At 61.5% G+C, this 13,365-nt stretch carries 14 protein-coding genes; 9 read left to right on the top strand and 5 right to left on the bottom strand.

The annotated features are described in order from the left end of the window. Window positions 1–108 precede the first annotated feature (108 nt). Together PSH73_RS24135 and PSH73_RS24130 are read left to right on the top strand one after the other, a co-directional pair. Window positions 109–555: a response regulator gene (locus PSH73_RS24135; protein ID WP_057440286.1), complete on the top strand. Its 447-nt coding sequence runs from the start codon at window positions 109–111 to the stop codon at window positions 553–555. Between the two features lie 130 nt (window positions 556–685). Next, entirely contained in the window at window positions 686–1,072 is a 387-nt protein-coding gene (locus tag PSH73_RS24130; protein ID WP_057960818.1) for a hypothetical protein, read from the top strand. A gap of 60 nt (window positions 1,073–1,132) precedes the next feature. Here PSH73_RS24130 and PSH73_RS24125 read toward each other — a convergent pair whose 3' ends face one another. Further along, complete coding sequence (locus PSH73_RS24125; protein WP_057960817.1) at window positions 1,133–3,310, bottom strand: malate synthase G; 2,178 nt, start codon at window positions 3,308–3,310, stop codon at window positions 1,133–1,135. Between the two features lie 520 nt (window positions 3,311–3,830). Here PSH73_RS24125 and PSH73_RS24120 point away from each other — a divergent pair. Then, window positions 3,831–4,349, top strand: coding sequence for a glycine cleavage system protein R (locus PSH73_RS24120; protein ID WP_057440288.1), 519 nt, complete (start codon window positions 3,831–3,833; stop codon window positions 4,347–4,349). A gap of 222 nt (window positions 4,350–4,571) precedes the next feature. Here PSH73_RS24120 and rarD read toward each other — a convergent pair whose 3' ends face one another. The 4 genes from rarD to PSH73_RS24100 all read right to left on the bottom strand — a co-directional run bounded on the left by rarD (window position 4,572) and on the right by PSH73_RS24100 (window position 8,286). Then, on the bottom strand, window positions 4,572–5,456 hold the full coding sequence (gene rarD / locus PSH73_RS24115; protein WP_057960816.1) for an EamA family transporter RarD: 885 nt from the start codon (window positions 5,454–5,456) through the stop codon (window positions 4,572–4,574). Between the two features lie 115 nt (window positions 5,457–5,571). Continuing rightward, window positions 5,572–6,546 carry a serine/threonine protein kinase gene (locus PSH73_RS24110; RefSeq protein ID WP_032858595.1) on the bottom strand — a complete coding sequence of 325 codons (975 nt, stop codon included), beginning with the start codon at window positions 6,544–6,546 and terminating at the stop codon, window positions 5,572–5,574. Between the two features lie 172 nt (window positions 6,547–6,718). Further along, window positions 6,719–7,483 carry a TOBE domain-containing protein gene (locus PSH73_RS24105; protein WP_128593319.1) on the bottom strand — a complete coding sequence of 255 codons (765 nt, stop codon included), beginning with the start codon at window positions 7,481–7,483 and terminating at the stop codon, window positions 6,719–6,721. Window positions 7,484–7,548: 65 nt separating this feature from the next. After that, the gene (locus PSH73_RS24100) at window positions 7,549–8,286 is read right to left on the bottom strand and encodes a ComF family protein (protein ID WP_120734252.1); all 738 of its coding nucleotides are present in this window, start codon (window positions 8,284–8,286) and stop codon (window positions 7,549–7,551) included. Between the two features lie 92 nt (window positions 8,287–8,378). Between PSH73_RS24100 and bioB the strand changes: the two genes are divergently transcribed. The 6 genes from bioB to PSH73_RS24070 all read left to right on the top strand — a co-directional run bounded on the left by bioB (window position 8,379) and on the right by PSH73_RS24070 (window position 13,300). Next, window positions 8,379–9,434, top strand: coding sequence for a biotin synthase BioB (gene bioB, locus PSH73_RS24095; protein ID WP_057440290.1), 1,056 nt, complete (start codon window positions 8,379–8,381; stop codon window positions 9,432–9,434). A gap of 94 nt (window positions 9,435–9,528) precedes the next feature. Further along, a complete protein-coding gene (gene bioF / locus PSH73_RS24090; protein ID WP_169990393.1) occupies window positions 9,529–10,707 on the top strand; it encodes an 8-amino-7-oxononanoate synthase in 1,179 nt (392 codons plus the stop codon). Continuing rightward, window positions 10,700–11,431 carry an alpha/beta fold hydrolase gene (locus tag PSH73_RS24085; RefSeq protein WP_200660753.1) on the top strand — a complete coding sequence of 244 codons (732 nt, stop codon included), beginning with the start codon at window positions 10,700–10,702 and terminating at the stop codon, window positions 11,429–11,431. Before bioF ends, PSH73_RS24085 begins: the two co-directional genes overlap by 8 nt. Beyond that, window positions 11,424–12,236: a malonyl-ACP O-methyltransferase BioC gene (gene bioC / locus PSH73_RS24080; protein WP_128593321.1), complete on the top strand. Its 813-nt coding sequence runs from the start codon at window positions 11,424–11,426 to the stop codon at window positions 12,234–12,236. Before PSH73_RS24085 ends, bioC begins: the two co-directional genes overlap by 8 nt. Beyond that, window positions 12,233–12,913 carry a dethiobiotin synthase gene (gene bioD / locus PSH73_RS24075; protein ID WP_057440293.1) on the top strand — a complete coding sequence of 227 codons (681 nt, stop codon included), beginning with the start codon at window positions 12,233–12,235 and terminating at the stop codon, window positions 12,911–12,913. The genes bioC and bioD overlap by 4 nt, the downstream gene beginning before the upstream one ends. Before the next feature lie 105 nt (window positions 12,914–13,018). Beyond that, window positions 13,019–13,300 (top strand): pyrroloquinoline quinone biosynthesis protein PqqE, encoded by a 282-nt coding sequence (locus tag PSH73_RS24070; protein ID WP_198800067.1) that lies wholly within the window; start codon window positions 13,019–13,021, stop codon window positions 13,298–13,300. Window positions 13,301–13,365 lie beyond the last annotated feature (65 nt).

Genomic DNA, 13,365 nt, shown 5'->3' with positions numbered 1-13,365 from the left:
CCGTAGAACGCCCACTAGGAAAACTATCCGACGAAGTGCACATTGTTCGCCCTTCCGGTGATGTCTGACTTCTGTGCTGGGAGATTGAGTGCAACTGCTGAGAAATATATGCCCGACCAAGATATTTTGAGCGATGCCGAGCGCGAGGCGCTAAGCGCCGTGATGCTGGAGCCTGATCTACCGCCGCAGCGGGTACTGATCGTTGATGACGATAAAGATGCCCGTGAACTGTTGGCGGAGATTCTTGGGCTGGATGGCATTCGCTGCATGACGGCAGACAGCGGCGAGGCGGCCTGGGAACTCTTGAATGCCAGCACATCCATTGGTTTGTTGATCACCGATTTGCGCATGGCGCCCAGCAACGGCCTGGAACTGATCCGCAAAGTACGCGAGTCCACCCGGGCTGCGTTGCCGATCATCATCATGTCGGGGGATGCCGAGGCACCGGACGTGATCGACGCGATGCACCTGAGCGTGGTGGACTTTTTGCTCAAGCCGATTGATAGCGTGAAGTTGGCGAAGATGGTCAAACGCGAGCTGGGGATGGCGCAGTAGGGGGTGTTTTTACCGTTGGTCAGTACTGTCAGATTTCACAGTATCGGCGGTTTGAGTGGCGCTTGTTTAATCGTTGGGAGGGAGCTGGTTTGGGATCAGCGCCTCTAAATGACGCGAACAGGAGTTCATTATGAGTACTGAAAAAAACAACCCGCAACACAGCGCTAATATTCACGCCTCTATCAATGGTCAGCAGGAGGTTTTTTCTCCGAATCAGTTTTTTGGTATCCCTTCCCAGGTCAGAATGGACACAGATATTACTACCCACCTGACAATTAATTACGGCCAGGACCTGAAGAACGGGACTCATACCCTGACGCATACTCAGTTTGGAATTGAATATTTAGATGCAACCGGAAGCACATTCACTCATCCAGTTGCAGGCACCATCGTTGTGAAAGTCGTCGGTAATAACCATACCGGTCAGTTGATCGGCTTGAAGGTTGACGGAACGGGCTCAGGGCAAGGCAGTAAGTTGGAGCTGTCGGGTAGTTACCTGATTGTGGTTTCAGGTTAAGCCTTGCAACATAAAAAAGCCCCGGTCATAGGACCGGGGCTTTTTCATTTCAATGACCAGTTACAAACCATTCTTGGCCTTGAACTCCCTACGCCGACGATGCAACACCGGCTCGGTATAACCATTGGGCTGCTTGGTCCCTTCAATCACCAACTCCACCGCGGCCTGGAACGCGATATTGCTGTCGAAATCCGGTGCCAGCGGGCGGTACAGCGCATCACCGGCATTCTGCCGATCCACCACCGGCGCCATGCGCTTGAGGCTTTCCATGACCTGGGCTTCGCTGACCACGCCATGGCGCAGCCAGTTGGCAATGTGCTGGCTGGAAATACGCAGGGTGGCGCGGTCTTCCATCAGGCCCACATCGTTGATGTCTGGTACTTTCGAGCAACCCACGCCCTGGTCGATCCAGCGCACCACATAGCCGAGGATGCCCTGGGCGTTGTTGTCCAGTTCGTTGCGGATTTCTTCCTCGGACCAGTCGGTATTCTGCGCCAGGGGGATGGTCAGGATGTCGTCCACCGACGCGCGTTCGCGCTTGGCCAGTTCAGCCTGGCGGGCGAATACATCGACCTTGTGGTAATGCAGCGCGTGCAATGCTGCGGCGGTCGGCGACGGCACCCAAGCGGTGTTGGCACCGGCCAGCGGGTGCGCGATTTTCTGCTCGAGCATGGCCGCCATCAGGTCGGGCATGGCCCACATGCCTTTACCGATCTGCGCACGGCCTTGCAGGCCGGTGCTCAGGCCGATATCGACGTTCCAGTTCTCGTAGGCGCCGATCCATTTTTCGGCCTTCATGGCAGCTTTGCGCACCATCGCGCCCGCTTCCATGGAGGTGTGGATTTCGTCGCCGGTACGGTCGAGGAAGCCGGTGTTGATAAACACCACGCGCTCGCTGGCCGCCTTGATGCAGGCCTTGAGGTTGACCGTGGTACGGCGTTCCTCGTCCATGATCCCGACCTTGAGGGTGTTGCGCGGCAGGTTCAGTACGTCTTCGATGCGGCCGAACAGCTCGTTGGTGAACGCCGCTTCTTCCGGGCCGTGCATTTTCGGTTTAACGATGTACACGGAGCCTGTGCGGCTGTTCTTGCGGCTGTTGTTGCCATTGAGGCTGTGGATCGCCGCCAGGCTGGTGATCAAGCCATCGAGGATGCCTTCGGGCACTTCATTGCCCTGGGCGTCGAGGATCGCGTCGATGGTCATCAGGTGGCCAACGTTACGCACGAACAACAGCGAGCGACCATGCAAGGTCACGGCATTACCATCGACACCGGTGTAGGTGCGGTCGGCGTTCATGGTGCGGGTGAAGGTTTTGCCGCCCTTGGCCACTTCTTCGGCCAGGTCGCCCTTCATCAGGCCGAGCCAGTTGCGGTAGATCACCACTTTGTCATCGGCATCGACGGCGGCAACGGAGTCTTCGCAGTCCATGATGGTGGTCAGCGCGGCTTCCATCAGGATGTCTTTGACGCCGGCGGCGTCGGTCTGGCCGACCGGGGTGCTGGGGTCAACCTGGATTTCGAAATGCAGGCCGTTGTGCTTCAACAAGAGTGCGATGGGCTGGGCGGCGTCGCCCTGGTAGCCGATCAACTGGGCGTCGCTGCGCAGGCCGCTGTTGCTGCCGCCCTTGAGGCTGACCACCAGCTTGCCGTCGACGATCTTGTAGCCGGTGGAGTCAACGTGGCTGCCGGCGGTCAGTGGTGCGGCTTCGTCGAGGAAGGCACGGGCGAAGGCGATGACTTTGTCGCCACGCACCTTGTTGTAGCCCTGGCCTTTCTCGGCGCCGTTGGCTTCGCTGATGGCGTCAGTGCCATACAGTGCGTCGTACAGCGAGCCCCAGCGCGCGTTGGAGGCGTTGAGGGCGAACCGCGCATTCATCACCGGCACCACCAGCTGCGGGCCGGCCATGCGGGCGATTTCGTCATCGACGTTTTGGGTGGTCGCCTGGAAATCCGCCGCTTCTGGCAGCAGGTAGCCGATATCTTGCAGGAAGGCTTTGTAGGCCACCGCGTCGTGGGCCTGGCCGGCATGGGTCTGGTGCCAGGTATCGATTCGCGCTTGGAAATCGTCGCGTTTGGCGAGTAGGGCTTTGTTCTTCGGTGCCAGGTCGTGGATGACCTTGTCGGCACCGGCCCAGAACTGGTCGGCGGTCAGGCCGGTACCGGGAATGGCTTCGTTGTTCACGAAGTCGAACAGGACTTTGGCGACCTGCAGGCCACCGACTTGAACGTGTTCAGTCATTGCTTGCCTCACTCTGCGGAGCTAATTCGCTTTTCAGCTTTTCAATTTACCAATGAAGCCTCTGGCCATTTAAACCACAAACCCGGCACCAGTACATGCCATCACGGCGGCTGGGTGGTTCCAATCAACGGCGCAAGGCTTGCTGACGGGGTGTTCGGGGTTACGACGGCGCCTGGGCAGACATCGACCTAACGTTATGTAGTGCGCGCCGAGGCATACTACATGATGAGTTGCGGTTGTGAAAATTAGACTAAATACGTCGTTTAGCGACCCACTTTGGTTGTACGGTCACAGCGGGGTATGGGATGTTCTCAAAAAACCAATGGATTGTTCCAGATAAATATAAAAATGGTACACGATTTGTTTTTCCTCACCGCCATGCGATCAATGTGGGAGCTGGCTTGCCTGCGATGGCCTCTACACCGCAGCACCCGCATCGCCGGCAAGCCAACTGCCACATGAGCCAACCGATACCCGTATCTGCCTATACTGGCTAATCCACAACAAGAGGGCTGTTGCCATGGACCATCTCGTACTCACCGTGATCGCCGCCGACAAACCCGGCGTGGTCGAACGTGTTGCCCACTGCATTGCCGAGCGCGGCGGCAACTGGCTGGAAAGTCGCATGGCCCATATGGCCGGGCAATTTGCCGGGATCCTGCGGGTCAGTGTGCCGATGGAAAACCGCAGTGAGTTGGTCAGCGCCCTGGAGGACCTGTCCACCCATGGCATCCGCGTGCTGGTGGGCGAGAGCAGCGGCGCGCAAGCCTCGGCGAGCAAACCGATCCTGATGACCCTGGTGGGCAATGACCGGCCGGGGATCGTGCGCGAGATCACCGCGCTGTTGAGCAAGCAAGGGGTCAACCTGGAACGCCTGAGCACCGACGTGCGTCCGGCGCCCATGAGCAGTGACCCGTTGTTTCACGCCGAGGCCGCGTTGGCGGTGCCGTCCAGCCTGGCACTGGACACGCTGCAAGCCGCCCTGGAAACCCTGGCCGATGATTTGATGGTGGAACTGCAACTGCGCAGCGAGGAATAACCGTCCACAGGGTTGTTCATCTAAATCTTGCATGGGCCTGTGGATAAGCTGTAGAGACCCGGCGCCAGGCCACGCCGGCCGCGGCGTGTAGTGTATTGAGCAAAAAACGAGCAATTTCAACGGCTTGTGCACAAACGCCGGGGATCAGGTTGTGGATAACCTTGGGGTGAAACCCTGTAAGCCACGCCGGCCGTGGCCTACAGGGTTTTGTACGTTATTTGATCAGCGTTTGCGCAGGCTCAGCCATGCATCAACGCTATACACCGCCAGCCCGGCCCAGATAAACACGAACGCCACCAGGCTGGCGGGGCTCATGTGTTCGTCGAACAACAGCACCGCTTGCAGCAGCACCAGGGTCGGCGCCAGGTACTGCAAAAAGCCCAGGGTGGTGTAGGGCAGATGCCGTGCCGCAGCGTTGAAGCAGACCAGGGGAATCAATGTCACCGGGCCTGCGGCCACCAGCCACCAGGCCTCGGAAGTACTCCAGAATGCCAGGTTGGCGCTATGGGCTGTGGGGTTGAGCAGCAGCCACGCCAGGGCAATCGGCACCAGCATCCAGGTTTCCACCACCAACCCGGGTAGCGCCTTGACCGGCGCTTGCTTGCGGATCAAACCATAGAAACCAAAGGTCAGCGCCAGCACCAGCGACACCCACGGCAAGCTGCCGACCTGCCACACCTGTTGCGCAACGCCCACGGCGGCCAGCCCGACGGCCACCCACTGCAAGCGCCGCAGGCGTTCGCCGAGGAGCAGCATGCCCAGTAGTACGTTGACCAGCGGGTTGATGTAGTAACCCAGGCTGGCCTCCAGCATGCGCCCGCTGTTGACCGACCACACATAGGTCAGCCAGTTGCCCGCGATCAATGAGCCGCTCAACGCCAGGATCGCCAGGCGCTTGGGGTTGTCCCGCAGTTCGCGCCACCAGCCGGGGTGTTTCCACACCAGCAACAGCAAACCGCCGAACAGCGCCGACCACAGTACGCGGTGGACGATGATTTCGGCCGCCGGGACGCTGGCGATGGCTTTGAAGTAGAGCGGGAACAGGCCCCAGATGACGTAGGCACTCAGGCCCAGAATGTACCCGCGACGCGGGTTGGCGGCTTGCATGCAGAATCCTTGCTTAGGCAGCTAACAATGCCGCAATTGTAAGGATGTTTGTCAGGAAATGCGTGCTGACTTTTTGTGGCGAGGGCACAAGCCCCTCGCCACAGCGAGGCCAGTGTCAGAACAGTTTCAGGGGCTCTTCGTTGAGCGCCGACAATTGCTCGCGCAGCGCCAGCACCTGGTCGCCCCAATACCGCTCGCTGCCAAACCACGGGAAGCTGTGCGGAAATGCCGGGTCATCCCAGCGCCGTGCCAGCCACGCGCTGTAGTGCATCAGGCGCAGGGCGCGCAGCGGTTCGATCAGCGCCAGTTCGCGGGGATCGAAGTCGTGGAATTCCTGGTAGCCATCCATCAGCTCCGACAACTGCCCCAGGCATTCCTGGCGATCACCAGCAAGCATCATCCACAAATCCTGCACCGCCGGGCCCATGCGACAGTCGTCGAGGTCGACGATATGGAACATCTCGTCGCGGCACATCATGTTGCCGGGGTGGCAGTCGCCATGCATGCGGATGTTCTTGTGCGGCGTGGCGCTGTACACATCCTCCACACGCTTGAGCAGGTCACGGGCCACGGATTCGTAGGCAGGCAACAGGCTCTTGGGGATGAAATTGCCTTCAAGCAGGGTGTTCAGGGAGTCGTGACCGAAGTTCTTCACGCCCAGGGCTTCGCGGTGCTCGAAAGGGCGGGTGGCGCCGACCGCATGCAAGCGCCCGAGCAACTGCCCGAGGCGGTACAGCTGATCGAGATTGCCCGGCTCCGGCGCCCGGCCACCACGACGGGGGAACAGGGTGAAACGAAAGCCCGCGTGTTCGAACAGGCTTTCACCGTTATGGATCATCGGGGCGACGACCGGGACTTCGCACTCGGCCAGTTCGAAAGTAAAGCGGTGTTCTTCGAGGATCGCCTCGTTGGTCCAGCGCTGGGGGCGATAGAACTTGGCGATCAATGGCTCGGAGTCTTCGATGCCGACCTGATAGACGCGATTTTCGTAGCTGTTGAGCGCCAATACGCGAGCATCGCTGAGGAAACCGATGCTTTCGACAGCATCGAGAACCAGATCGGGGGTCAATGTTTCAAACGGGTGGGCCATGCGAACTCCTGCGCGCAGCAGGTCGCCGCGTCCGGCCGGGTATGGTATCGCACCGGGCCTTGGATAGGTGGCGCGTGTGCCATCGCTATCGCGGGCAAGCCCGCACAATGTTTCTGTGTACACCGCTCAAATGTGGGAGTGGGCTTGCCCGCGATGAGGCCCTAAAGATCACCTAAACCGGCGTACCCAACAGCACATTGCTCGGCGCAAACTGCACCTGAACCCGCGTGCCTTCACCCGCCCCCAGCGCCTTGAGCTGCTCGGGCGCCGCCAGCGCACACAGCACCAGGCCATTGGGCAAGGCAATGCGCACCTCACTGGGGCCATCCTCTGCATCAAGAACCGCCTCGACCTGGCCGCCCATGCAGTTAAACCCAGGCACCGGCGCCTGGTCGGCAGCGATCAGCTCCAGCCAGCCGGCCTTGATCAATGCCACCACTTCAGTGCCGATTTCCAGCTCCAGGCGCAGCGTGCTGTCGTGGGTGATCTGTGCATCGAGGGTCAAGCCGCCGGCCAGCTCCAGGCGCACCCGGTCATTGCGACCATGGCTATCCATGGCGATCACCTGGCCATGCAATTGGTTACGCGCACTGGTGCGCAGCATCAGGCGGCCCAGCAGGTTGAAGTCGCTGGCGTCTTCGGCGGCCTCCAGCACCTGGGCCTGCAGGGTTTGCAGGCGCTGATACAGGCGCAACACCCGCTCGCCCTCTGCCGAGAGTCGCGCACCGCCGCCGCCCTTGCCGCCGACGCTACGTTCGACCAGCGGTTTCTGCGCCAGGTTGTTCAGTTCATCAATGGCATCCCACGCGGCCTTGTAACTCAAACCCGCGCTTTTCGCCGCCCGGGTGATGGAGCCCTGTTCGGCGATGTGTTGCAGCAAGGCGATGCGTTGCGGGCGACGGACAATATGTTGGCTCAACAGCGACGGTAAAGGCATGGCGAACGGCTGCACACTGGCTTGGAATGCACCGGACGTTGCGGGCAGGCGGCGCCAGAGTCAAGTCATGTGCCGGGCTTGGGCGTGCGCGCCAGGCAGTACACGTCGACCCGGCGCGCGCCGGCGTGCAGCAGCAGGCGGGCCAGGCTGTGGGCGGTGGCGCCGGTGGTCAGCACATCGTCCACCAGCGCCAGGTGCTGGCCACGCACCTGTGCGTCGGGGGCCAGGGCAAACGCCTTGAGTAAGTTGCGCTGGCGTTGTTTGGCTGCCAATTGTTGCTGGGCGATGGTGTCTTGAGGGCGCAACAGCATGTGTTCATCCAAGGCCAGGTCGAGGTCTTGGCTTAGCCAGCGGGCGAGCATGGCGGCTTGGTTATAGCCGCGCTGGCGCAGGCGTTTGGCGGCCATCGGTACGGGAAGCAGGCGGTCGGGGCGGGTCAGTTCGGCGTTGTCGAAGCCGTCTTGCAGGCATTGCCCCAATAGATTGGCCAACAGATGGCCCAGAGGCCATTTGCCCTGATGCTTGAAGCGGCTGATCAGGCTGTCCACCGGGAAGCTGTAGGTCCAAGGTGCGGTCACCTGATGGAACGCCGGCGGTGAGCGCTGGCATTCGCCGCAGATCAGCCCGCTCATCGGCAGCGGCAGGGCGCACACGCGGCAGCCGTCCGTCAGCCACGGCAGATCGAGTTCGCAGGCGTTGCACACCGTTGAGGGCGAGTCGGTGGCTTCATCACAGATCAAGCAGGTTTGGTTGCTTTTTGACCAGATGTAAACTTCATGTTTGTGCCTGGGTTGACAGTGCATGAATCTTCCTTAAATATGCCGAGCATCCGTGTCGTGCCTGTGGGTATTGCCCTGCCCACAGCGCTTGCCCAAGCATAAACAAGGAATCGCCCATGAGCGCCAGCCTCACTGCCACTCTGCGTCACGACTGGTCTTTGGCCGAAGTCAAAGCCCTGTTCGTCCAGCCGTTCAATGACTTGTTGTTCCAGGCGCAGACCGTGCACCGCGCGCATTTCGATGCCAATCGGGTGCAGGTGTCGACGTTGCTGTCGATCAAAACCGGTGCCTGCCCGGAAGATTGCAAATATTGTCCGCAGTCGGGCCACTACAACACCGGCCTGGAAAAAGAAAAACTGATGGAAGTGCAGAAAGTCCTCGAAGAGGCTGCACGCGCCAAGGCCATCGGTTCGACCCGTTTCTGCATGGGCGCGGCCTGGAAGCACCCGTCGGCCAAAGACATGCCTTATGTGTTGCAGATGGTCAAAGGGGTGAAGGCCATGGGCCTGGAAACCTGCATGACCCTTGGCCGTCTCGACCAGGACCAGACCGAGGCCCTGGCCCAGGCCGGCCTCGACTACTACAACCACAATCTGGACACCTCGCCGGAGTTCTACGGCTCGATCATCACCACCCGCACCTACAGCGAGCGCCTGCAAACCCTGGCGTATGTGCGTGATTCGGGGATGAAGATCTGCTCGGGCGGCATCCTCGGCATGGGCGAATCCCTGGACGATCGCGCCAACCTGCTGATCCAACTGGCCAACCTGCCGGAGCATCCGGAGTCGGTGCCGATCAACATGCTGGTCAAGGTGGCCGGTACGCCCCTGGAAAATGCCGAGGATATCGACCCGTTCGACTTTATCCGCATGCTCGCCGTGGCGCGCATCCTGATGCCGAAATCCCACGTGCGCCTGTCCGCCGGCCGCGAGGCAATGAATGAGCAGATGCAGGCCCTGGCGTTCTTTGCCGGTGCCAACTCGATTTTCTACGGTGACAAATTGCTGACCACCGCCAACCCGCAGGCGGACAAGGACATGCAACTGTTCTCGCGCCTGGGCATCCTGCCGGAAGCCCGCGAAGAGCATGCCGATGAAGTGCACCAGGCGGCGATTGAGCAGGCGTTGGTCGAGCAGAAAAGCAGCGAGCAGTTCTACAACGCCGCCGTCTGACCCCCATCTCCCTGTTGGAGTGCAATCCAAATGTGGGAGCAGGCAAGCCAGCTCCTACAGTGGGTCGAGTCCAACCTGATCTACCGAGGCCAGCATGTCTTTCGATCTCGCCGCGCGCCTCGCTGCCCGCCGTACAGACCATCTCTATCGCCAGCGCCCGCTGCTGCAGAGCCCCCAGGGGCCGCAGGTGGTGGTAGACGGCAAGCCGCTATTGGCCTTTTGCAATAACGACTACCTGGGCCTGGCCAATCATCCGCAAGTCATCGAAGCCTGGCAGGCCGGGGCTTCCCGCTGGGGCGTCGGCGGCGGGGCTTCGCACCTGGTGGTCGGTCATAGCACCCCGCATCATGAGTTGGAGGAGGCCCTGGCCGAGTTCACCGGGCGCCCGCGTGCCTTGTTGTTCACCACCGGATATATGGCCAACCTCGGCACCGTCACCGCATTGGTGGGGCAGGGCGATACGGTGCTCGAAGACCGCCTCAACCACGCGTCCCTGCTGGATGCGGGTTTGCTCTCCGGCGCACGATTCAATCGCTATCTGCACAACGATGCGCTCAGCCTGGCCAAGCGCCTGGAAAAAGCCAGCGGCAATACCCTGGTGGTCACCGACGGTGTGTTCAGCATGGACGGCGACCTGGCGGACCTACCGGCGCTGGCCCGCGAAACCCGGGCCAAGGGCGCCTGGCTGATGGTGGATGACGCCCATGGCTTCGGCCCGTTGGGCGCCACGGGGGGCGGGATTGTCGAGCATTTCGGCCTGAGCCAGGAGGATGTGCCGGTGTTGGTCGGCACCCTGGGCAAGGCCTTCGGCACCGCCGGGGCGTTTGTGGCTGGCAGTGAGGAACTGATCGAAAGCCTGATCCAGTTCGCCCGCCCATACATCTACACCACCAGCCAACCGCCGGCGCTGGCCTGTGCGACCCTGAAAAGTCTGGAGCTGCTGCGCAGCGAGCACTGGCGACGCGAGCATCTGTGCACGCTGATCCGTCAGTTCCGCCAGGGCGCCGAGCAGATCGGCCTGGAGCTGATGGACAGCTTCACGCCGATCCAGCCAATCATGATTGGCGACAGTGCCCGGGCGATGCGCCTGTCTCAGATGCTGCGCGAACGCGGGATCATGGTCACGGCCATCCGCCCGCCCACGGTGCCGGCCGGCAGCGCGCGCTTGCGCGTGACCTTGACCGCCGCCCACAGCGAGGCGCAGGTACGACTATTGTTAGACGCATTGGACACGTGTTTGCGTTTGTCAGGCCGGGAGTCCGACCATGCGTGATCGACTGATATTGCTCCCCGGCTGGGGCCTGGGTGTCTCGCCGCTGGAGCCTTTGGCCGCCGCCTTGCGCGGTTTGGACGAGCACCTGCGAGTAGCTATCGAACCGTTGCCGGCGCTGGCGGGCAGCGACCTCGACGAATGGCTCGACGAACTTGACGCCACCTTGCCCGATAACGCCTGGCTGGGCGGCTGGTCGTTGGGCGGGATGCTCGCCTCTGAGTTGGCGGCACGGCGTGGCGAGCGCTGCTGCGGCCTGCTGACCTTGGCCAGCAATCCATGTTTTGTGGCGCATGAGGGCTGGCCCAGCGCGATGCCGGCGCAGACTTTCGATGGGTTCCTGGCCGGTTGCCATGCCGACACGCAAGTCACCCTCAAACGTTTCGGCCTGCTGTGCGCCAAGGGCACGCAAGACCCACGGGGCATTGCGCGCTTGCTGGTCAGCAGCGCGCCGGCTACCCCCTCCAGTGTGCTGATGAGCGGCCTTGAACTGCTCGCACAACTGGATACTCGCGAGGCCTTGCAGGCCTTTCGTGGCCCGCAGTTGCATCTGTTTGCCGGCCTGGATGAGTTGGTGCCCTGTGAGGCGGCTATTGAGTTGTTGAAGTTGCTGCCAGATGTCGAAGTCGGTCTGATTGAACAGGCCGGCCACGCTTTCCTACTGGACAACCCCCACGGAGTGGCGGGGGCGATCCAGGCTTTTTTGCATGAGTGCGGTGATGACTGATTTGTCCCATCCTCCACTGCCGGGCGCCTTGCCCGACAAGCGCCAGGTCGCGGCGTCGTTTTCCAGGGCGGCGGCCAGTTATGACAGCGTGGCCGCGTTGCAGCGTGATGTGGGCGGCGAACTGCTGTCCCGTCTGCCGTCAGCCTTGCTTCCCCAGCGCTGGCTGGACCTGGGGTGCGGCACCGGGTATTTCAGCCGCGCATTAAACAGTGTATTCCCCGAGGGCCAGGGCCTGGCGCTGGATATCGCCGAAGGCATGCTTAATCACGCCCGGCCATTGGGCGGTGCTGAGTACTTTATTGCCGGGGATGCCGAGCGCTTGCCGTTACAGGATGCAAGCTGCGAGTTGATCTTCTCCAGCCTGGCAGTGCAGTGGTGTGCCGATTTTGCCGCGGTGCTCAGTGAAGCCCGGCGCGTGCTGCAGCCTGGCGGTGTGCTGGCGTTTGCCAGCCTGTGCGTCGGCACCCTGGACGAACTGCGCGAAAGCTGGCGGGCGGCGGATGGGATGGTGCACGTCAATCGCTTCCGCCCGTTCAGTACTTATCAACAGCTGTGTGCGGACAGTGGCTTGCGTGTGGTCAGCCTGGAGCAACGTGCCCATGTGTTGCATTACCCGGATGTGCGCAGCCTGACCCACGAATTGAAAGCATTGGGCGCGCACAATCTGAACCCGGGGCGCCCCGGTGGCTTGACGGGCCGGGCACGGGTTGTTGCACTGGTGCAGGCCTACGAGCAGTTTCGCCAGACCCAGGGGCTGCCGGCAACCTATCAAGTCGTGTACGCCGTATTGGAGAAACCATTATGAGCGCCGCCTATTTCATCACCGGCACGGACACCGATGTCGGCAAGACCACCGTCGCCGCAGGCCTGCTGCATGCCGCACGGCAAGCGGGCAAGAGCACGGCTGCCGGCAAGCCGGTGGCCTCGGGCTGCGAAGTGACCTCCCGTGGCTTGCGCAACGCCGATGCCCTGGCCTTGCTGGCCGAGTGCTCGTTGCCGCTGGCTTATGCCGAGGTCAATCCACTGGCCTTCGAGCCCGCCATCGCGCCGCACCTGGCGGCCCGTGAAGCTGGTGTGGCGTTGACCGTGCAAGCGCTGCTCAAACCAATGCGGCACATCCTCGATAAACACGCGGACTTCACCTTGATCGAAGGCGCAGGCGGCTGGCGCGTGCCACTGGCCGATCAGCACAACCTGTCCGACCTGGCCAAGGCCTTGGGGCTGCCGGTGATCCTGGTGGTGGGCGTGCGTCTGGGCTGCATCAATCATGCATTGTTGAGCGCCGAAGCCATCGCCCGGGACGGTTTACCGCTGGCGGGGTGGGTGGCCAATATCATCGACCCGAAGACCTCCCGTCTGGAAGAAAACCTCGCCACCTTGGCCGAACGCCTGCCGGCGCCCTGCCTGGGCCGAGTGCCAAGGCTCAAGCAGCCCACGGCCGAAGCAGTGGCCGGGTACCTGCAACTGGACTTGCTTGATTAGTTTTTCCTAGCGATAAGGCATTATGCCATTAGTGTTATTGACGGGCCTTTTGCCAGATTGTCTGCTTCAATAAGGGTTCACGATTTATTGCAAGGCAGGTTCGCCATGGAAATCTCTGGAAACAGTGCGTTTTATTCAGGCCTGAGCACTATTCAGGCCGGGCAGAACCGCGTCGACCAGGCCGCCGGCAAAATCGCCAGTGCCGCCACCGGCCAGCCTTCGGATGCCCAGAATGATCGCTTGCAGGCGGTCAATCGCGGCCAGCCGACCGACTCGGCGAGCAATATGGTGGAACTGGCCGAAGGCAAGTTTCAGGTGGAGTTGGGCGCGAAAGTCGCCAAGGCTTCCGACGAAATGCTCGGCACGTTGATCGACACCTACGCTTGATCCCCTCTCGCCATATGGCGGGTGCTTTTCCTGTGGCGAGCGGGCTTGCCCGCGTCGGGCTGCGC

It is taken from the genome of Pseudomonas sp. FP2294 (assembly GCF_030687625.1).
Classification (GTDB): domain Bacteria; phylum Pseudomonadota; class Gammaproteobacteria; order Pseudomonadales; family Pseudomonadaceae; genus Aquipseudomonas; species Aquipseudomonas shahriarae.
Note: the sequence above shows the minus strand (reverse complement) of the source record. Positions and strands in the feature narration are given on the sequence as shown.